Source organism: Pseudomonas sp. GW822-FHT04C11 (assembly GCF_058800905.1).
In genome coordinates this window covers 210,713-229,806 of the sequence record NZ_JBXAMS010000009.1, presented here as the reverse complement: position 1 = coordinate 229,806, position 19,094 = coordinate 210,713, and the positions used below count along the sequence as shown (strand labels likewise).

Sequence of the window (19,094 nt, the reverse complement as noted above, 5' to 3'; positions counted from 1 at the left end):
CTTCCTACAGCACTTCCCGCCTCACGGCCGGACGCCTTATGCTGAAGCCACAACCTCGCAGCCCATCTTTTGTGGTTGGCAGCCTCTCTGGCAGATGAACGTACGCATGCAAAATAGCCCTGCTCCTCTGAACGATGATCAAAAAGCCCCCGCAGCCGGCGAAGACAAACGCTGGAACACCCGCGCGCTGATCGTTGACGACGACGTTCCAATCCGCGAACTGCTGATCGACTACCTGGCCCGCTTCAACATCCACGCCAGCGGCGTTACCGACGGTGCCGCCATGCGCCTGGCGCTGCAAGCGGAGCATTACGACGTGGTGGTGCTGGACCTGATGCTGCCCGGCGAAGACGGTCTGTCGCTGTGCCGCTGGCTGCGCGCCGAATCGGACATCCCGATCCTGATGCTCACCGCCCGCTGCGAACCCACCGACCGCATCATCGGCCTGGAACTGGGGGCCGACGATTACATGGCCAAGCCGTTCGAGCCACGAGAGCTGGTCGCGCGGATTCAAACCATCCTGCGCCGCGTGCGCGATGACCGTGCCGAACAACGCGCCAACATTCGCTTCGACAACTGGCGCCTCAATAGCGTGCTGCGTCAGTTGATCTCCGTCGATGGCCTGGTGGTGCCGCTGTCGAACGCCGAATTCCGCTTGCTCTGGGTATTCATCGAACGCCCGCGACGAGTGCTCAGCCGCGAGCAATTACTGGATGCCGCTCGTGGACGCTCGATCGAAGCGTTCGATCGCAGTATCGATCTGCTGGTCTCGCGCCTGCGACAAAAGCTCGGTGACGATCCCAAATCACCCCAGTTGATCAAAACCGTTCGCGGCGAAGGTTACCTGTTCGACGCCCGAGACATCGGCTGATGCGTGCGCGCTTCGATACGCTGTTCGGCCGCCTGTTTGGCGTGTTGTTGCTGGCGATTATCCTGGCGCACCTTCTGGCGTTCTTCTGGTTTCACCATTACGGCCATCCCCCGCCCCCGCCACCGCCGGAGTTTTCCGCCGGGTTCAATGGGCAGCCGCCACCGCCCTTCAAACACAGACCACCGCGGCCCTGGTTTGGCGGCCCGATCGTACCGCTGACCTTTCAGCTCATCTCGTTGGTAATCGCCGCCTGGTACGGCGCAAAACTGCTGTCCCGGCCGATTCAACGCTTGAGCGCGGCCGCCGAGAGCCTCAGCGAAAACCTCGACAGCCCACCGCTTGATGAGTCCGGCCCCCGAGAATCACGGCAGGCGGCGCACACCTTCAACCTGATGCAGAAGCGTATCCGTGAGCAGGTGCAGCAGCGCTCGCGGATGCTCGGCGCCGTTTCCCATGACCTGCGTACGCCACTGTCGCGGCTCAAGTTGCGCCTGGAGCAGATCGACGACATCAAGCTGCAAGGGCAGATGCGGCAAGACCTCGACGACATGATTCGCATGCTCGATGCGACCCTCAGCTACCTGCACGAACAACGTACCAGCGAAGCCCTGCAGTGGATGGACGTGCAGGCGCTGATCGAATCACTCTGCGAAAACGCCCAGGATCAAGGCGCTGACGTGCAGGCCAGTGGGCACTGCGCACCGTTGCAGGTTCAACCGATGGCCCTGCGGTCGTGCATCAACAACTTGCTGGACAATGCCTTGCGGTACGCCGGCCAGGCACTGATCACCCTTGAAGACAGCCGTGAACAGTTGATCATTCGAGTGATCGACCATGGCCCGGGGATCAACGCCGACAAACGCGAAGCCGTGTTCGAGCCGTTCTTTCGCCTGGAAGGTTCACGCAATCGCAACTCTGGCGGCATTGGACTGGGCATGACCATCGCCCGCGAAGCTGCTCAACGGCTGGGCGGAGCATTAAGCCTGGAAGAAACCCCAGGCGGCGGCCTGACTGCCGTGGTCTGCCTGCCACGGGTCTGAACAGACTCTGTGTGCTGATTCGTACAAATTCCACATACCCACGACAACTGCTCCCTCGAGGCTGCATGGGCCGGTGCCTTCACCGGTTTTATCCATCCAGGGAGTGAGCCCATGATCGGCAGCGTCAGCAGTAACTCCAGCTATACCAGCGCCACCAGTGCGGCCTATACCGCCCGACTCCAGCAGCGTCAGAAAGAGTTGTTTGCCAAGCTCGACACGAATGGTGATGGAACCGTTTCCAAGGATGAGCTGAACAGCGCCCTGACGAAGAAAAGCGACAGCCGCGTACTGAACAGCCTGAGCCAGCAATTCAGCAGCCTGGACAGCGATAACAGTGGAGGTCTGAGCAGCCAGGAAATGGCCGCCATGACGCCATCGTCCTGCCAAGCCCATAATGATCAGCCGCCCAGCACCGAACTGGCCGACAGCATGCTCAGTCTTCTGGACAGCAACAGTAATGGCAGCATCAGCAGCGATGAGCTGAGCGCGGGTCTGACGAAAGCCGACAGTACTGCCGACAGCAAGAGCCTGTTTGCGGCGCTGGACACGAACAACGACGGGAGCGTGAGCAAGGACGAGCTGGTTGCCGCCCTCACGCCGCCTCAGCCGCCACAACAACTGTCCAGCCAGTCCCTGTTTGGCCAGCTCGACACGAATGGTGATGGCAGCATCAGCACCAGCGAACTGAGTAGCGCCCTGGCCGCGACCTCGTCCACCAGCAGCACCGACAATGGTGCGGCTCTGCTGAAGATGCTCGACACGGACAACAGCCAGAACAGCGGCACCATCGATCAAGGCGCAGTAGCCGAGGCGCTGAGCAAATTGATCGTCAGCATGAACCAGCAGTACTCGCAGGCCAATACCCTGAACTCAAGCAAAAACCTGAGCGCCGCGGCCTGAGGCTATTGAACCCATAACCTGTGGCGAGGGAGCTTGCTCCCGCTGGACTGCGTAGCAGTCCCATTTTTAGGGCCGCTTCGCGCCCCAGCGGGACGGTGCGGCGTTCCGACAAGCTCCCTCGCCACAGGTTCAGTATTCGGCTTAACTGATCGGCATTAGGACAAGCCCCCTCACCACAATTGATCAACGCTTTTCTTCAACCCGCCCCTGACTGTTACTCCAGTCGGTCAACAGGCTGTACGCCACGGCCAACAAGGTCGGACCGATGAACAAGCCGATAAAGCCAAAGGCGATCAACCCGCCAAACACCCCAAGCAGCACGATCACCAACGGCAAGTTGCCGCCACGGCTGATCAGGTAGGGCTTGAGCACGTTATCGACGCCGCTGATGATAAACGTGCCCCAAATGCCGAGGAACACCGCCATACCGTACTCGCCCTTCCAGGCCAGCCAGGCCGTCGCCGGAATCCACACCAACGGCGGGCCCATGGGGATCAGGCTGAGCAGGAAGGTGACGATACTCAGCACCAGTGCGCCCGGAATACCGGCAATCAGGAAGCCGATCAGCGCCAGGATCGCCTGGGCGGCGGCAGTGCCGATAACCCCGTTGACCACCCGCTGCACCGTTCCGGCGACCAGCTCGATGTAATAACCGGCACGCTCGCCGATCAGCCGTTCCAGCAGACGGTGAGCAAACATCGCCAACCGTGGGCCGTCCCGATAGAAAAAGAACACGAAAACGATGCTCAAGGTCAGCTCGAGAATCCCTCCGCCGATCTGCGCACTGCGCGCCAACAACCAGTTGCCGACCTGTCCCAGATAGGGTTTGACCGCCAACAACAGCGCCGCGCCTTGCTGATCAAGGCTGTTCCAGAGCCCAACCAGCCGCTCGCCAACCAGCGGAATCCCGGCCAGCCACACCGGTGCCGCCGGCAAGCCGTCAACCTGAACGTCCTTGATGAACACCGTGGCATCGCGCACATGATCGGCCAGGTTAAAACCGAGCCACACCAACGGCACCGCCACCAGTACCATCCAGCCCAGCGTCAGCAACGCCGCCGCGAGGGATTCGTGACCATTGAGCCAGCGAGTCAGCAAGCGCATCAGCGGCCAACTGGCGAACGCCAGCACCGCGCCCCAGAACAGCGCCGACCAAAAGGGCGCCATCACCCAGAAGCTGGCACCGAACAACACCAGGAGCAGGATCTGCACCAACAGGCGATCGTTATTGATCATGAAAAGTCTCGAGCAAGGTCAATCAACAAAGAGTAGGCGAACGGCCAATGGCACGTTCGCCGAGGGAAAAACTATCGCAGGAACTCGATGTGCAGACCAGTTGCCGGCACATTGCCGAGCTCCATCCGCGCCGCACGCACGCCCTGCCCGACCAGCGCCTGACGCCAGGCTTCGGCGTTGGCTCCGGAAACACTGACGCGCAAAGTCGTATCGAGGTTCAAGCCGCGCGACAGCAACGTCAGCCAAATCGGTTGCGGCTCCCCCGTCAGCCGCGGCAGGTCCAGCACGCCGGTGTCCTTGAGCTGACGCAATAGCGTCGCCGAGGTCGGCAACAACTCGCCCAATGGCGTGCTGGCGTCGAACTGCTCGACGTGCAGATAGGCTTTTCGATTGCCCCGAGTGATGCTGTAAAGCGCCAACAGCGAGTTGTCCTGCGGTGCCGCAAGTCGCAACAACAGATAAGCCTGTTGATCGTCGGCGCCATAGAGCTTGGCGTTGCCGAACACTTGATTGGCCCACAGGCTGCTTTCGCCGCAATCACGGGCCTGGCACCAGAACAGCAGTTCGGCCCCCTGTTTCTGCAAGGCTTCGCGAGCTAGGGTGAAGGCCTCGGTGGACGAATGTTCTGGCGGCAATTCGTAGGTCACCGAGGTCACTTTTCCGCGGGCACTGACCTGGCCATCGAAACGCAATTGGCCGCTGATTTTGCGGATCGAGCCCATGGGATAGATCCGTTCAAGCTCGGCAGTTGGGCGATAGTCAACGATCTGCGCATCGGCCAGACGCGGCACCAGCGGCAAATCGTGACTTCCCGGTACATCGGCGGCAAACACCAGCGAACTGAAACACCCCAGCCCCAACAAACAGATCAAGCGCATGCTGTTCAACCTTGAAGGTACTCTCATCGGATCAGCATGGCCTGAGCGCCTTTGACGACATTCGCGTCGTCGTTACGCGGCGGAATCTGCAAGCCACGCTGCACGGCCGGGCGAGCTTCCATCGCCGCCATCCAGCGTTGCAAGGCGGGTAAACCGTCCACCGAAACGCCAGACCACTCATGGCCACGGACCCACGGATAAGTGGCGATGTCGGCAATGCTGTAGCCATCGGCCAGGTACTCGACAGTTTCCAGACGCGTGTTCAGCACTTCATACAAACGCCGGGTTTCATGCTGATAGCGGTCGATGGCGCCCTGAAGCTTTTCCGGGAAATAACGGAAAAACACGTTGGCCTGCCCCTGCATCGGGCCAATCCCGCCCATCTGGAACATCAGCCACTGGATCACCACCGAACGTCCTTTCGGATCCTTGGGCAGCAGTTTTCCGCTCAGTTCAGCCAGGTAGATGAGAATCGCGCCGGATTCGAACACGGCGAAATCACCGTTGTCCCGGTCGACAATCGCCGGAATCCGGCCATTGGGATTGATCTTGAGAAACGCTGGAGCCTTTTGTTCCTTTTTGTCGAAACTCAAGACATGCACCGTATAGGGCATGCCGAGTTCCTCGAGCACGATAGAGACCTTGTGGCCATTCGGGGTCGCAGCGGTGTAGAGATCTATCATGGTTGTCTCCCATTTCAACCCGCCCAGCCTCGACAGTTGCCCGCTGCAAGTCAAGGAACGGCGAAGAACCGATTGAAACAGTCTGCAACAAGGGCGGCGCCGGGCTCGTCATTCAGGTGCAAATGATGGCCGCCAGGCAGCTGTTCACGGCTAAAGGGTAGACGCTCCAGCAATTCTGGATGTTTGGCGAGCATGCCGTCAGCAGCGACCACCAGTTGCGCAGGACAACTGACTCGCTGAACGAAGGACATCGCCTGTTCATCGGTCAGGCGCAGTGGCGATGCCAGCGTCAGGCGACTGTCGGTGCGCCAGGTGTAGCCGCCCGGCACCGGCATCAATCCCCGCTGAGCGAGTAACTCGGCAGCTTCGCGACTGACCGCGACCAGGCCTTTCATGCGGGCTTCGATGGCGCGATCCAGGGTGTGGTAGACCGGTTTGCGCTTTTCTTGCAGATCCAGCTGCGCTTGCAGGGCCATGCCCATGCGTTCGGCGGCGTTATCGTGAGCGGCAGTGGGCGGAATCACCCCGTCGATCAGCGCCAGGTGCGTCACGCGCTCGGGCAAGGCACCGGCGAGCACCACCGAAACGATTGCACCCAAGGAATGGCCAAGCAGCGCAAACCGCTTCCAGCCCAACTGTTCGGCGACTCGCAACACGTCGTGAGCATAATCCCACAGCGCATAACCGGCACCCAATGGCCGATGCCCGGAATGCCCGTGGCCGGCCATGTCCAGCGCGACAATGCGCAGCCCTTCAAGCTTCGGCGCCAGGCGCGAAAAGCTGTTGGCGTTGTCGAGCCAACCGTGCAAGGCAATCACCGGCAGACCGTCTTCCGGGCCGAACAGGTGCGCGGCCAACTCGATGTGCGGCAGGCTCAGGCGGACTTCTTCGACGCTGCTCATGCGCAACTCCGCTCGTTGCGCCCTTCCCACCGGCTGAACAGGTTTTTCAGCAACGTCGCGGTGTCTTGCGGGCGCTCAAGGGGAAACATGTGGCCACCGGGCATGGTCAGCGACTCACCTTGCGGCATACGGCCGACGAAGCTGGCGTGATGGCGCATGACCACCCGGCTCTGCCGGCCACGAACCACCGCCAGCGGTACTTTCAACTGGCGAGGACGACCTGGACTGGTGTGCGGAACGCCACGATAGATGCTGATCTCGGTGGCCGGATCAAAGCGCAAACGCAGGCGATCACCAACCTGGTGCAGGCCGTGTTGCAAATACGCATCGAGGCAGTCCGGATCGAAACCGCGGAACAGGGTTTTACCGGCGAAATAGCTGCGCGCCGATTCCAGATCGGCGAACTCCTCGCGACGCCCCAACGTGCGACCAGCCGGGGTCAAGCGGTCGATAAAGCCAAAACGCTTGGCGGCGCGGATAACCCATTGATCGGGGCGGGTCAGCACCGGTGAATCCAGCATCACCACGCCACGATACAGCTCTGGGCAACGTAAGGCCGCGTGCAGGTGCAAGACGCCACCAAAGGAATGGCCAACGCCCCACACCGGCTCGGGTTGCTGTTTCAGATGATGGATCAGCTCGTCCACCAGGTTGTGCCAGTTATCGTCGGCCGGGAACCGCGGGTCATGGGCGTGCTGCTGCAGATGCGCGACTTGGTACTCCGGCGCCAGCGCGGCAAACAACTTGCCGTAGGTGCCTGAAGGAAAGCCATTGGCATGGGCGAAAAAAATCTGCTGCGACATAACGGCGCGTCCATAAACGAAATCAGGTGTTGATTGTCCGTAAGACGCAAGCCCACAGCAATGACCGTAACTGCCAGGAATGATGACAGTCAGGCCAAGGCTATGGGCAATTCAGCCCCGTGCGAGCTGTTGTGGCGAGGGAGCTTGCTCCCGCTGGGGTGCGCAGCGGCCCCAAAACCTGTGCTCGCATATCGACAGACACTCCGCGTCAATCAGGTTTACGACGGCTGCGCCGCCGAGCGGGAGCAAGCTCCCTCGCCACAGTAAACCCTCTCATCACCGAGTCTTACTCGCTCAAAAATCAACGAGCCGGCGGTGTTTCACCCAGCGGCACTACTGCCATGGTCAACCGCGACACACAGCTGGCCTTGCCTTCATCGCTGCTCAAGCGAATATCCCAGACGTGTGTGGTGCGGCCGATGTGGATCGGTTTGGCCACCGCCGTTACCCGACCGCTGCGCAAGCCGCGCAAGTGGTTGGCGTTGATTTCCAGGCCCACGCAATAGAATTTGCTGGCGTCGATGCACAGGAAGCTGGCCGCGGAACCGACGGTTTCGGCCAGTACCACCGAGGCGCCGCCATGCAGCAAACCGTAGGGCTGGTGGGTGCGATGGTCGATGACCATGCTGGCGGTCAGCGACTCGTCATCAAACGCCTCGAAGCGTATATCCAGCACTTCGCCGATGGTGTTTTTCTGAATCGAGTTCAGCTGTTCAATGTTGGGAGCGGTACGCCACAGAGTCATCACTGCATCCTTCGTTGGTTTTATTTCAGGTCAATCCTGCCACAGCACGGCTTCGCTGCGCGCACTCCATTCCTCAAACCGTGCGCCATACACGGCCTCGATCACGTTGCGCTTGATCTTCAGTGTCGGCGTGAGAAAGCCGTTTTCCACCGCCCAGCTGTCTTTGACCACCACCAGTTGGCGCAGGCGTTCGTGTTTATCAAGGGCACCGTTGACCTCGTCGAGCAAGCTTTCCAGGCTCGACTGCAAGGCATTGCGCGCCACGCTGGCGGCGTCCTGCAAACCCACAGCCGAGAGCACGCACAACCCAAGTGGCGCACTCAGACCGTCACCGACCACACACACCTGCTCGATGCGTGAATGTACCGCCAGACGGTTTTCAATCGGCGCCGGTGCGACGTACTTGCCCTTGCTGGTCTTGAAGATTTCCTTGAGCCGCCCGGTCAGGCGCAAGTTGCCTTCGGCGTCTTGCTCGCCCTTGTCACCGGTGCGCAGAAAGCCGTCCCTGGTGATCGTCTCGGCGGTTTTCTGCGGTTCCTTGAAATAGCCGAGCATGGTCGCACCACTGCGTACCAGCACCTCGCCCGAGTCCTCGATCCGCACCTCCACCTCCGGACACGGCTTGCCGATCCAGCCAGGCTTGTTCTGGCCCGGCAGGCAAATATGCGAATAGCCGCAATTTTCGGTCATGCCATAGACCTCAAGCACCTCCAGTCCAAGGCGCTGGTACCAGTGCAGCAAGGCTTGCGGCACTGGCGCGGCGCCCGACAAGGCTATGCGCAAGGCATCCAGCCCCAGTCCTGAAAGCACCTTGTGCCCGACCCGCTTACCGATGATCGGCAAGCCAAGGAGGAAATCCAGGCGTTTTGCCGGAATTTTGCTGTACACACCCATCTGGAATTTGCTCCAGATGCGCGGCACGCCGAACAGCGCCGTGGGCCGCGCACGCTGCAAATCGCTGAGAAACGTGTCGAGGCTTTCAGCAAAAAATACCGTTTGCCCGGTATAGATCGACGCCAGCTCGACAAACATCCGTTCGGCGACGTGGCACAGCGGCAGGTACGACAGCAACCGGTCCGACTCATTGAGGCCAAACAACTGCGTACCGTGAGTCGTGGCGAAGCCCAAGTTGCCGAAGCTGTGCATCACGCCTTTGGGCAAGCCGGTAGTGCCGGAGGTGTAGATGATGGTCGCCAACTGGTCGGCGTCGGGCGTTGGGTCGTCCTGTATCGGTGAGCTGCGTTGCAGGTCGGCCCAACTGAAATCAAAGTCACCCGCTGGACACAACGGCAGGCTGATGGTCGGCAGATCGGCGCTGACGCCTCTGGACATGCCCGGCCAATCGTCCAGTTTGCCGATGAACGCCAGCGCGGCTTCGGAATGTTCGAGCACCTGGGCCACCGAATCGGCAGTGAGGTTGGGGTACAACGGAACGGAGACATGCCCGGCCATCCAGATCGCCAGGTCGGCAATGATCCAGTGCGCACAGTTTTTTGAGATCAGCGCAATGTGGCTGCCTTGAGGCAACTCCCGGGCGCGTAGCCAGTGAGCGGCGCACCGCGCCTGATGGCCGACGTCGGCCCAGGTCAGCGTCTCGACCTGACCACCGCCCATCGGCTGTACCAGAAAGCGCTGGCGGGGATGGCGAGCTTCACGCTCGTAGAACACTTGCAGCGGCAAACGAAAAGCGGCGGACATGCGATGCGCTCCTTTTTGTTCGGTATGGCGGCAAGCGTAGTCCAACCAAGCAATTGCTTGGTTGGCTATTTCATACAGAAAATCAAGAGCGACTCCTTACCTGTGGGAGCGTGGCTTGCCCGCGATGCAGACACCGCGGTGCATCAGGTATGCGGTGTTGATGCCATCGCGGGCAAGCCACGCTCCCACAAAACCCGGATTACGGGTTCTTGACACTATTGAGCGTCATGCCCCCAGCCAACGGCAAATCAGCTTCAAGCTCAGCCAGGCTGGCCGTGCTCATCGGCTGCGGCGCACGCAAATGACCGTGCTGCAAGTAGCCGATCAAACTCCCCACCAGCGGGTTATGGCTGACCAGCAGGACGTTATCCTCCGTGTCGAGCCGATCGACGACGGTCAACGGATTGCTGTCTGGCGCCAGCCAGGTCTCGGTGCGGATCTCCGGCTCAAAACCCAACACCTCACGCACCAGTTGCGCAGTCTGCTGCGCCCGCATGTACGGGCTGGCGATGATCGCCTGAATCGGCTGGCCGATCAGTTGCGCGGCACTGCGCAGCACTTCTTCGCGGCCATGTGCAGTCAACTCCCGCTCAGCATCGCTCCGGGCGTGAGACTCGGCTTCACCGTGGCGCAACACCCAGAGTTTCATAGCTTTGGCTCCTCATCACGGGCCGGATGCGGCGCTGGCGGGACAGCGTGCGGGGCCTCGCCTTCCGGTGCACGCGGTGTCGGCCAATCGGCGAATGGCCAAGGTTTCTGGTCACTGTGAAAACTGCCGAAGCGGCCGATCTGCGCCAGGAACTGGCTGAGGCTGTCACCGAAGTTCATCAGGCCGGCGTTCGGTGCACCGTAGATCAACCGATAGATGAGCTGCACCAGCACCACGGCGCCGAGGATCAATTGCGCGACTTGCCAGACCAGCACATACACCAGCATCCACAGCACGCGCAGCAGGATGGATTCGTACTTGGCTGCTACTTTTGGATCGTTCATGTCTCGCTCCCTGCCCCTGTAAATGGGGGACTCAGTTGAAACCGCTGGTGGAGATAAAATCGACATCGGTTTTCGGCTCGCCGCGCATCAACAGCTCAATCACCTGGTTGAGCGTGCGTCCTTCAAACAGGATCGCATGCAAACCGGCGACCAATGGCATGTAAACCCCGACTTCCTGGGCCTTGGCCTTGAGTACCTTGAGGGTGTTGACGCCTTCGGCGACTTCACCAAGACTCGCCACCGCCTCTTCCAGGCTCATGCCCTGGCCAAGGGCAAAACCGACCTGATAGTTGCGGCTTTTCGGTGACGAACAGGTGACGATCAAATCGCCCACCCCGGCCAGCCCCAGGAACGTCATCGGGTTGGCTCCCTGATTCACCGCAAAGCGGGTCATTTCCGCCAATGCCCGGGTGATCAGCATGCTCTTGGTGTTTTCACCCATGCCCAACGCCACCGCCATGCCGGCGATGATCGCGTAGACGTTTTTCAGTGCCCCGCCCAATTCCACACCATAACGGTCGGCACTGGCGTATACGCGAAAGGTCCGACCGTGCAATGCCGCCTGAACCCGCTGGCAGAGTTCTTCGTCTTCACTGGCGACCACTGTGGCGGTCAGCGCGTGTTCGGCCACTTCACGGGCCAGGTTCGGCCCGGACAACACGCCGATGCGCGCTTGCGGAGCGATTTCCTGAAGGATTTCGCTCATCAGCTTGAAGGTGTGGGCCTCGATGCCTTTGGTCAGGCTCACCAGCAGCTTGCCGCTCAGACGCTCGGCATAGGGTGCGAGCACCGAACGCAGGGCGTTTGAAGGCAGTGCGACGAAACACAGGTCGCACTCATTGAGGGTAGCAAGCAAGTCGGTGACCGGCTCCACCGCAGGGTGAACCTTGATGCCCTTGAGGTAGCGTGGATTCTCGCGGTTGACCCGAATGGCCTCGGCCTGTTCAGGGTCGCGCATCCACTGCCGGACCTGATGACCGTTCTCGGCCAACAAATTAGCCACGGCGGTACCAAAACTTCCGCCTCCCAGGACCGCAATCGGGCGCTGTTCAGTCATATGCAATCCGTTAATCCATACCAGTGGCGATAGCCGCATTATACGGGGCGGTCCAGCGTCGGCCAGCCCCTCTATCAATTAGCGGCACTTGTAGGAAGCAGACCTCCAAAACCTGGGAAAATGCCGGTAACGTGACTGGAAAACTCGAACAGCTCGGTTAACATGCGCGGCAATCAACTGCGATCAAGGCTGTACCGTGTCTGTTGGCCCTCCTCACCTTCGCTCCTCGCTGGTTCTGGCGCTGATGCTCAGCGACCCGTTGTTGGCCGATGACCTGTTTCTCGACAACACCGCGCTGCCCCAGGTATTGACTGCCACCCGACTCAAACAGTCGGCGGCCGCCGTGCCCGGAAGCATGACGGTAATCGACAGCGAACTGATCAAGGCCAGCGGTGCCCGCGACATCAGCGAATTGCTGCGGCTGGTGCCGGGGATGATGGTCGGTAACGTCAGCGGCAACCAGGCTGCAGTGAACTATCACGGCACCAACGCCAGCGAAGCGCGACGCATGCAAGTGTTGATCGACGGCCGTTCGGTGTACCGCGCAGGTCTGGCGACCGTGGACTGGAGTGACATTCCGGTGGCCATGGAAGACATCGAGCGCATCGAGGTGTTCCGTGGCCCGAACACCGTCAGCTATGGCGCCAACGCGCTGATGGCGGTGGTCAACATCATCACCCGCGCACCGGCCAACAGCCATGGCACGCGGCTGAAAGTCACTCGCGGTGAACGTGGGATCAACGACTGGTACGCCAGCCAGGGCACTGGCTGGGAAACCGGCGACCTGCGCTTGTCGCTGTCCGGCCAGGAAGACCATGGTTTCGACTCGAACCGCCTGGGAGCAGACTACCGCGACAGTCGCCGCTTGAACCGCGTCAACCTGGCCGTCAGCCAGACGCTCAATGAGCAGCAAAGCATCGATTGGCAACTGAATGCCAAAGACGGCACCAACCAGCGGCCTTATACCTACCGCCCGGTGTTTTCCGGGATTACCTCGGCGGGCGACAACTCTGACGTGATCGCCAAGGATTACGCCGGTTCGTTGCGCTGGAACCTGGAGCTCAACCCGGATCACAGCCTTTACGTCCAGGGTTCGGCGCAGCACTGGGATCGCCAACAGGTCTGGCGCGCCTGCGACGCCGAAGTGTCGTTCAGCCCGCAGCTCACCCAACTCTGGCAGCTCGATCCCAACTATGCCGAGCGCCTGGCGCGGCACATGGAAAGCTATACCGGCACCGGTGCACCGCACGGCACGCCAACCGAGCAGGCACTGGCCAACCAGGTGCTCGATCAATGGAAAGGTGGCGCCAACCGCACCGTCTGCGGTGACATCGACCAGAGCGCCCGCGAGTCTCGCTACGACCTGGAATTGCAGGACACCCTGAGCCTGTCCGACAGTCTGCGACTGGTCAGCGGCATGAACTATCGATACGACCGGGCCGACTCCGAAACGTACTTCAATGGCACTCTCGACGACTCTATCTGGCGGTTGTTCGGCCAACTGGAGTGGCGCGCCAGCGAGCACTGGCTGTTGCAAGGCGGTGCGATGTACGAAAAAACCGAATTGGTCGGCGACTCGCTAACCCCACGCGTGGCAATCAATTACCTGATCAACCCGCGCCACGGCCTGCGCGCGGTGTATTCGGAGGCCATCCGCTCGCCCGACATGTTCGAGAACAACGTCAACTGGAGCTATCAGGTGACCAACCTCAGCCCCGGTGCCTACGGTCAGTCCAGTGCCCGTTACTTCGTCAAGACCCGAGGTCCCGGCAACCTCGCTCAAGAACACATGCGTTCGCGGGAACTGGGGTATAACGGCTTCTTCGCTGACCTTGGGCTGAACGTCGACGTGAAACTGTTCTACGACGAAATCACCGACATGATCAGCGAGCCGCTGCGCAACAATCAGTACATTGCCAGCAACAGCAATGCCTCGCGCTTCAGCGGCGCGGAAACCCAGCTTGACTGGCGTGTCAGCACCGCTGACCGGCTGCGCCTGACCTACGCCTATGTCGATGCCACGGCCAGTAACCCTCTGGACGAACAGTTCAGCGCACGCAACAGCGGCTCTGCCGGTTGGCTACGCGATTGGGGCAATGGCTGGAACAGTGCACTGTTCTACTATGGCGACGACGCACTGAATGGCTACCGCTTCGAACGTATCGACACGCGCATCGCCAAACGTATTGCGCTGGGCAAGGCCAATCTCGAACTGGCCGGTATCCTGCAACAACGCCTCGACAGCCAGCCGACCACCTTCGTCGACAACAACTACGACTCGCGCCATGCGCTCTACTTCAGCGCCGAGTTAGAGTTCTGACATGGCCCTCAACCAGACACGTACCCGCTCCCCCCGAAGCCGCCGGCCTTGGGTTTGGGGACTGTTGCTTGTCTGCCTGGGCAGTTTGCCCGTGCGTGCTGCCGACGTGTTGCTGACCGGCGCCGAGGACAGTCCTGGCGTGCAGGCCTTTACCCGCGCCCTGGCCGAGCAGCGCCCCGAAGACACGGTGCGCTTCGCACGCGTTGCCGACCTCCCCGCGCCGTCCCGGCTACCCGCCGCGACCCGACTGATCCTGCTTGACCTGCCGAGCCTCGACTGGCGCCTGCAAGACAGCGAAGGGCCGGCGACGCTGGTGCTGCGCATCAGCCGCCTGCAAGCCCATCAGCGCCTGGGTAATGCCCTGCCCCTGCACCTGAGCCTGCTATGGAGTGATCCACCGCCGGGCCGCCAACTTCACCTGATCCAGGCCCTGTTGCCGCAAGTCCGACGGGTCGGCGTGCTGTACGGGACGAACAGCGAATTTCTGCTCAAGGAACTGCACCACGCCGCGCACCGGCTGGGGCTGGAGATCGTCGCCGAACGTTGGGACAACACCAATGACAGCCGGCCTCTGCAAACCCTGTTGAAGAACAGCGACGTACTGTTGGGGCTCGACGATCCGGACCTGTACAACCCGAAAACCGCCAAGAATCTGCTGCTCAGCAGCTATGCCCGACAACTTGCGTTGATCGGCCCCAACGCCGGGTTCGTCAAGGCCGGCAGCCTGGCCAGCACCTACAGCGATCAGGGCGATTGGCTGGCCGTTCTGGATAACGTGCTTGACCGTCCACCGGCCAGCTGGCCGCGCACCCTCTATCCGCAGCGCTTCAAGGTATTAAGTAACCCGCAAGTCGCTCGTTCCTTAGGCATAGAACAAATTGACCCCACGGCTGTTGCAACACAGTTGGCCGAAGGAGAAAACCGCCCATGAACCTGCGTCGCCATTGGGGCATCAATACCCGCACCCAGATCATCAGCCTCGGCCCGGCGCTGCTGCTGACGTTGCTGCTGATCAGCTTCTTTACCGTCGTGCGAATCCAGGATTTACGCCAGGAGCTCAACCACACCGGCCAACTGATCGCCAATCAACTGGCCCCGGCCACCGAATACGGGGTGATCTCCGGCAACAATGAGGTGCTCGAAAGCCTGATGAAAGCCTCGCTGACAACGCCGCACGTGCGTTTTCTCGAGGTGCAGGACAACGCCAACAAGGTCTTGGTGCACGTCGAGCAGCCCTCGGAAAACCGCCAACGCTCGCAACAGATCGAAGTGTTTCAAGCACCGGTACGCTTGCAACGGATCAGGCTCAGCGACGATTTCCTGCAGGGGCCACCACCGGCAATCGGTCCTTCCGAAGACTATCTGGGGCGCGTCGTCGTCGGCATGTCCAACGATGCCTTCAGCCAGCGGCAACAGGAGATCCTGCTCAAGGCCGCGATCCTCGCACTGTTTGCCCTGCTCTTTACCTTCCTGCTGGCGCGGCGCCTGGCCGCCAGCCTGTCGGAGCCCATCAGCGCCATGGGCAATGCGGTGAAAGCGATTCAGCAAGGCGACTACAAAAAGCCGCTGCCGATCGTCGACGATTCAGAACTGGGCGACCTGTCGCGCCACATCAACAACCTCGCCGATGGCCTTGAGCTCGCCAGCCGCGAGCAGCATCAGGCCATGGCGCAACTGATCCAGACCCGCGAAGAAGCGGAAAAGGCCAACAGCGCCAAGTCCGACTTCCTGGCGATGATGAGCCATGAATTGCGCACACCGATGAATGGTGTGCTGGGCATGCTGCAACTGCTCGAAACCACCAACATGACCGAGGAGCAGATCGAGTACGCCGCGCTGGCGTCGGAGTCTACCGAGCACTTGCTCAAGGTCATCAACGACATTCTCGACTTCTCGCGCATCGAACGCTCGGCCCTGGAGCTGGAGCACATCCCGTTCAACCTCGCCGAGCTGATCAACAGCTGCGCCCAGGCTTTCCAGCACAGCGCGATGCAACGCGGCCTGAGCCTGGAGCTGCAGATTCCGGACGACATGCAAGCCTTGCAGGTACAGGGCGACCCGACGCGGATCCGGCAGATCCTGGTCAACCTGATCGGCAATGCCTTGAAGTTCACCGAGAAAGGCCGGGTAACGATCGAGCCGCAGTGGCAATCGCTGGACCACGAACTGCTGTGGTTCACCTGCACCGTGCGCGATAGCGGGATTGGCATTTCGGCCGAAAGCCTCGAGCTGATGTTCAACGCCTTCCAGCAGGCTGACAGCTCGATCTCCCGACGTTACGGCGGCACCGGCCTGGGCCTGCCGATTGCGCGCACGCTGGCCGAGCGGATGGGCGGCACACTACGTGCCCAGAGCGAGGAAAGCCGAGGCTCGGTATTCACCCTGGAAATTCCGCTGGCGCGGTCCAGGCAGACACCACCGGCTCTGGCACCGCGCACGCCTGCCGGCATCGACCACGGCGAGGGGCGCAATGTGCTGCTGGTGGAAGACAATCCGGTGAATCAGACCGTCATCAAAGCTATGCTGCGCAGCCTGGGCTTTACTGTCAGCGTCGCCACCGATGGAGCACAGGCGGTACGCAGTGCCGAGAGCCTGATTTTCGAGGCGATTCTGATGGATTGCCGGCTACCGGTTATCGATGGTTACGAAGCCACCCGGCAGATCCGTCAATTGCCCGGCTGCACGGACCTGCCCATTATCGCCCTGACCGCCAACGCGCTGCAGGGTGACCGCGAGGCCTGCCTGTCGGCGGGGATGAACGATTATCTGGCCAAACCTTTCAAACGCGCTGATCTGCAGCAAATTCTGCAACGTTGGGTACGGTAGTGGGGAGTGATCCTCCATCTGCGACTGGCGTGAAAGGCGAAAGTGCGGCAGTCTTAGGCACCTTGACAGCTCGGAATCGGGCTTGAAAAATAATTTCAGTGCACAAGTGTACATTCATGTCCCTTGTGCTGTGACTTTCACCACAACGCAATAGTCTATGAGTAGGCTGCCGGTTCGAAGCATGAACGCTTCGATCGGCCGGGAAGATTTGCCCCACCTGCCGCATGGGACTATTGAGGAGCTCGCATGACCAAACAAAACGCCTTTACCCGGGAAGACCTGCTGCGCTGCAGTCGCGGTGAGCTGTTCGGCCCTGGTAACGCGCAACTGCCCGCCCCGAACATGCTGATGGTGGATCGCATCACTCATATCAGCGAAGAGGGTGGCAAGTACGGCAAAGGTGAATTGGTCGCCGAGCTGGATATCACTCCGGACCTGTGGTTCTTCGCCTGCCACTTCGAAGGTGACCCGGTGATGCCAGGCTGCCTGGGCCTCGATGCCATGTGGCAGCTGGTCGGTTTCTTCCTCGGCTGGCAAGGCCTGCCGGGCCGCGGCCGCGCCCTGGGTTCGGGCGAAGTGAAATTCTTTGGCCAGGTTCTGCCGACCGCTAAAAAAGTCACTTACAACATTCAGATCAAACGCGTCCTGAAGGGCAAGCTGAACCTGGCCATCGCCGATGGTTCGGTCAGCGTCGACGGCCGCGAGATCTACACCGCCGAAGGCCTTCGGGTCGGCGTATTCACATCCACTGACAACTTCTAAGGGTTATCCGCATGCGCCGCGTCGTTATCACTGGTCTGGGCATCGTTTCGTGCCTGGGCAATGACAAAGAGACCGTCTCCGCTAACCTGCGTGCAAGCCGCCCTGGCATCCGGTTCAACCCGGAATATGCCGAAATGGGTCTGCGTAGCCAGGTTTCCGGCTCCATTGACCTGCCACTCGAAGAGTTGATCGATCGCAAGATCTATCGCTTCGTCGGCCACGCGGCGGCTTACGCCTACCTGGCCATGAAAGACGCCATTGCTGACTCCGGCCTGACCGAAGAGCAGGTTTCCAACCCGCGCACCGGCCTGATCGCCGGTTCCGGTGGCGCATCGACCCTGAACCAGATGGAAGCGCTGGATATCCTGCGCGAAAAAGGCGTCAAGCGCGTCGGCCCATACCGCGTAACGCGGACCATGAGCAGCACGGTTTCCGCTTGCCTGGCCACTCCATTCAAGATCAAGGGCCTGAACTACTCCATCGCTTCTGCCTGCGCCACCAGTGCTCACTGCATCGGCAACGCCATGGAACAGATCCAGATGGGCAAGCAGGACGTCGTGTTCGCCGGCGGCGGTGAAGAAGAGCATTGGAGCCAATCGTTCCTGTTCGACGCCATGGGCGCACTGTCCAGCCAGTACAACGAGACACCGGAAAAAGCTTCCCGTGCCTACGACGCCAAGCGTGACGGTTTTGTCATCGCCGGCGGTGGCGGCATGGTCGTGGTCGAAGAGCTGGAACACGCTCTGGCCCGCGGCGCGAAGATCTACGCGGAAATCGTCGGCTACGGCGCGACTTCCGACGGCTACGACATGGTCGCTCCAAGCGGCGAAGGCGCCATCCGCTGCATGCAGATGGCCATGTCCACCGTCGACACGCCGATCGACTACCTGAACACCCACGGCACTTCGACTCCGGTCGGCGACGTCGCGGAAATGAAAGGCGTGCGTGAAGTCTTCGGCGACAAGGCTCCAGCCATCAGCTCCACCAAGAGCCTGTCGGGTCACTCCCTGGGCGCCGCCGGCGTTCACGAAGCGATCTACTGCATGCTGATGATGGAAGGCAACTTCATGGCAGGTTCTGCCAACATCGAAGAACTGGATCCGGAAGTGGCTGATATGCCAATCCTGACCAAGACTCGCGAAGACGCCACCATCAACACCGTGATGAGCAACAGCTTCGGCTTCGGCGGCACCAACGCCACTCTGGTCCTGAAGCGCTGGCAGGGCAAATAACGCCCCCGCTGCTTCGCTGCACATGAAAACGCCCCGACTGGTTCGGGGCGTTTTTTATTGGGCGATCGATAAGCCAGTGGAACACCTGAATCGCCAGATGCTCTATAACTGCAAGGTCTTTTCCTGACGCACACTCTTTCTTACTGCC

18 protein-coding genes are annotated in these 19,094 nt (G+C 60.8%); 8 read left to right on the top strand and 10 right to left on the bottom strand.

Translation table 11 applies throughout. The annotated features are described in order from the left end of the window. Nucleotides 1–106: 106 nt before the first annotated feature. The 3 genes from AC1RJ3_RS17295 (at nt 107) to xopAW (ending at nt 2,811) form a co-directional block, all read left to right on the top strand. A complete protein-coding gene (locus AC1RJ3_RS17295) occupies nt 107–871 on the top strand; it encodes a response regulator (protein ID WP_347927609.1) in 765 nt (254 codons plus the stop codon). Further along, nucleotides 871–1,911, top strand: a complete 1,041-nt coding sequence (locus AC1RJ3_RS17290; protein WP_054593398.1) for a sensor histidine kinase — start codon at nt 871–873, stop codon at nt 1,909–1,911. The genes AC1RJ3_RS17295 and AC1RJ3_RS17290 overlap by 1 nt, the downstream gene beginning before the upstream one ends. A 111-nt stretch (nt 1,912–2,022) precedes the next feature. Next, nucleotides 2,023–2,811, top strand: a complete 789-nt coding sequence (xopAW, locus tag AC1RJ3_RS17285) for a XopAW family type III secretion system calcium-binding effector (protein WP_493079577.1) — start codon at nt 2,023–2,025, stop codon at nt 2,809–2,811. A 183-nt stretch (nt 2,812–2,994) separates the two neighbouring features. Here xopAW and AC1RJ3_RS17280 read toward each other — a convergent pair whose 3' ends face one another. The 10 genes from AC1RJ3_RS17280 to AC1RJ3_RS17235 form a co-directional block, all read right to left on the bottom strand. After that, a complete protein-coding gene (locus tag AC1RJ3_RS17280) occupies nt 2,995–4,047 on the bottom strand; it encodes an AI-2E family transporter (RefSeq protein ID WP_493079576.1) in 1,053 nt (350 codons plus the stop codon). A 71-nt stretch (nt 4,048–4,118) separates the two neighbouring features. Continuing rightward, nucleotides 4,119–4,925, bottom strand: a complete 807-nt coding sequence (locus tag AC1RJ3_RS17275) for a DUF4892 domain-containing protein (protein ID WP_493079575.1) — start codon at nt 4,923–4,925, stop codon at nt 4,119–4,121. Nucleotides 4,926–4,948: 23 nt separating this feature from the next. After that, the gene (locus AC1RJ3_RS17270; protein ID WP_493079574.1) at nt 4,949–5,608 is read right to left on the bottom strand and encodes a glutathione S-transferase family protein; all 660 of its coding nucleotides are present in this window, start codon (nt 5,606–5,608) and stop codon (nt 4,949–4,951) included. Between the two features lie 50 nt (nt 5,609–5,658). Next, nucleotides 5,659–6,510, bottom strand: coding sequence for an alpha/beta hydrolase (locus AC1RJ3_RS17265; protein WP_493079573.1), 852 nt, complete (start codon nt 6,508–6,510; stop codon nt 5,659–5,661). Next, entirely contained in the window at nt 6,507–7,313 is an 807-nt protein-coding gene (locus tag AC1RJ3_RS17260; RefSeq protein ID WP_054593403.1) for an alpha/beta fold hydrolase, read from the bottom strand. The genes AC1RJ3_RS17265 and AC1RJ3_RS17260 overlap by 4 nt, the downstream gene beginning before the upstream one ends. Nucleotides 7,314–7,614: 301 nt before the next feature. Next, a complete protein-coding gene (locus AC1RJ3_RS17255; protein WP_054593404.1) occupies nt 7,615–8,058 on the bottom strand; it encodes a hotdog fold thioesterase in 444 nt (147 codons plus the stop codon). Nucleotides 8,059–8,088: 30 nt separating this feature from the next. Beyond that, a complete protein-coding gene (locus AC1RJ3_RS17250; RefSeq protein ID WP_493079572.1) occupies nt 8,089–9,756 on the bottom strand; it encodes an AMP-binding protein in 1,668 nt (555 codons plus the stop codon). Between the two features lie 199 nt (nt 9,757–9,955). Then, nucleotides 9,956–10,405 (bottom strand): phosphohistidine phosphatase SixA, encoded by a 450-nt coding sequence (sixA, locus tag AC1RJ3_RS17245; protein WP_054593406.1) that lies wholly within the window; start codon nt 10,403–10,405, stop codon nt 9,956–9,958. Next, nucleotides 10,402–10,749 carry a DUF4389 domain-containing protein gene (locus AC1RJ3_RS17240; protein WP_054593407.1) on the bottom strand — a complete coding sequence of 116 codons (348 nt, stop codon included), beginning with the start codon at nt 10,747–10,749 and terminating at the stop codon, nt 10,402–10,404. The genes sixA and AC1RJ3_RS17240 overlap by 4 nt, the downstream gene beginning before the upstream one ends. 31 nt (nt 10,750–10,780) lie before the next feature. Continuing rightward, nucleotides 10,781–11,806 (bottom strand): NAD(P)H-dependent glycerol-3-phosphate dehydrogenase, encoded by a 1,026-nt coding sequence (locus AC1RJ3_RS17235; RefSeq protein ID WP_493079571.1) that lies wholly within the window; start codon nt 11,804–11,806, stop codon nt 10,781–10,783. A gap of 196 nt (nt 11,807–12,002) precedes the next feature. Here AC1RJ3_RS17235 and AC1RJ3_RS17230 point away from each other — a divergent pair, with 196 nt between their 5' ends. From AC1RJ3_RS17230 to fabB, 5 genes are all read left to right on the top strand, one after another. Next, nucleotides 12,003–14,126, top strand: a complete 2,124-nt coding sequence (locus AC1RJ3_RS17230) for a TonB-dependent receptor plug domain-containing protein (protein WP_493079570.1) — start codon at nt 12,003–12,005, stop codon at nt 14,124–14,126. A 1-nt stretch (nt 14,127) separates the two neighbouring features. Beyond that, nucleotides 14,128–15,057 carry an ABC transporter substrate-binding protein gene (locus tag AC1RJ3_RS17225; RefSeq protein WP_493079569.1) on the top strand — a complete coding sequence of 310 codons (930 nt, stop codon included), beginning with the start codon at nt 14,128–14,130 and terminating at the stop codon, nt 15,055–15,057. Then, nucleotides 15,054–16,952, top strand: coding sequence for an ATP-binding protein (locus AC1RJ3_RS17220; RefSeq protein WP_347927624.1), 1,899 nt, complete (start codon nt 15,054–15,056; stop codon nt 16,950–16,952). The genes AC1RJ3_RS17225 and AC1RJ3_RS17220 overlap by 4 nt, the downstream gene beginning before the upstream one ends. A 246-nt stretch (nt 16,953–17,198) precedes the next feature. Then, nucleotides 17,199–17,714, top strand: coding sequence for a 3-hydroxyacyl-[acyl-carrier-protein] dehydratase FabA (fabA, locus tag AC1RJ3_RS17215; RefSeq protein WP_010211704.1), 516 nt, complete (start codon nt 17,199–17,201; stop codon nt 17,712–17,714). Nucleotides 17,715–17,725: 11 nt separating this feature from the next. After that, nucleotides 17,726–18,946, top strand: coding sequence for a beta-ketoacyl-ACP synthase I (gene fabB, locus AC1RJ3_RS17210; RefSeq protein ID WP_019692305.1), 1,221 nt, complete (start codon nt 17,726–17,728; stop codon nt 18,944–18,946). Nucleotides 18,947–19,094 lie beyond the last annotated feature (148 nt).

What these genes read in the sequence shown, in the direction of transcription:
- AC1RJ3_RS17225 (WP_493079569.1), top strand. Translation starts at nt 14,128, where the DNA reads ATGGCCCTCAACCAGACACGTACCCGCTCCCCCCGAAGCCGCCGGCCT.
- sixA (WP_054593406.1), bottom strand. Translation starts at nt 10,405, where the DNA reads ATGAAACTCTGGGTGTTGCGCCACGGTGAAGCCGAGTCTCACGCCCGG.
- AC1RJ3_RS17280 (WP_493079576.1), bottom strand. Translation starts at nt 4,047, where the DNA reads ATGATCAATAACGATCGCCTGTTGGTGCAGATCCTGCTCCTGGTGTTG.
- AC1RJ3_RS17290 (WP_054593398.1), top strand. Translation starts at nt 871, where the DNA reads ATGCGTGCGCGCTTCGATACGCTGTTCGGCCGCCTGTTTGGCGTGTTG.
- AC1RJ3_RS17260 (WP_054593403.1), bottom strand. Translation starts at nt 7,313, where the DNA reads ATGTCGCAGCAGATTTTTTTCGCCCATGCCAATGGCTTTCCTTCAGGC.
- fabA (WP_010211704.1), top strand. Translation starts at nt 17,199, where the DNA reads ATGACCAAACAAAACGCCTTTACCCGGGAAGACCTGCTGCGCTGCAGT.
- AC1RJ3_RS17265 (WP_493079573.1), bottom strand. Translation starts at nt 6,510, where the DNA reads ATGAGCAGCGTCGAAGAAGTCCGCCTGAGCCTGCCGCACATCGAGTTG.
- AC1RJ3_RS17295 (WP_347927609.1), top strand. Translation starts at nt 107, where the DNA reads ATGCAAAATAGCCCTGCTCCTCTGAACGATGATCAAAAAGCCCCCGCA.
- AC1RJ3_RS17250 (WP_493079572.1), bottom strand. Translation starts at nt 9,756, where the DNA reads ATGTCCGCCGCTTTTCGTTTGCCGCTGCAAGTGTTCTACGAGCGTGAA.
- fabB (WP_019692305.1), top strand. Translation starts at nt 17,726, where the DNA reads ATGCGCCGCGTCGTTATCACTGGTCTGGGCATCGTTTCGTGCCTGGGC.
- xopAW (WP_493079577.1), top strand. Translation starts at nt 2,023, where the DNA reads ATGATCGGCAGCGTCAGCAGTAACTCCAGCTATACCAGCGCCACCAGT.
- AC1RJ3_RS17220 (WP_347927624.1), top strand. Translation starts at nt 15,054, where the DNA reads ATGAACCTGCGTCGCCATTGGGGCATCAATACCCGCACCCAGATCATC.
- AC1RJ3_RS17255 (WP_054593404.1), bottom strand. Translation starts at nt 8,058, where the DNA reads ATGACTCTGTGGCGTACCGCTCCCAACATTGAACAGCTGAACTCGATT.
- AC1RJ3_RS17235 (WP_493079571.1), bottom strand. Translation starts at nt 11,806, where the DNA reads ATGACTGAACAGCGCCCGATTGCGGTCCTGGGAGGCGGAAGTTTTGGT.
- AC1RJ3_RS17270 (WP_493079574.1), bottom strand. Translation starts at nt 5,608, where the DNA reads ATGATAGATCTCTACACCGCTGCGACCCCGAATGGCCACAAGGTCTCT.
- AC1RJ3_RS17275 (WP_493079575.1), bottom strand. Translation starts at nt 4,925, where the DNA reads ATGCGCTTGATCTGTTTGTTGGGGCTGGGGTGTTTCAGTTCGCTGGTG.
- AC1RJ3_RS17240 (WP_054593407.1), bottom strand. Translation starts at nt 10,749, where the DNA reads ATGAACGATCCAAAAGTAGCAGCCAAGTACGAATCCATCCTGCTGCGC.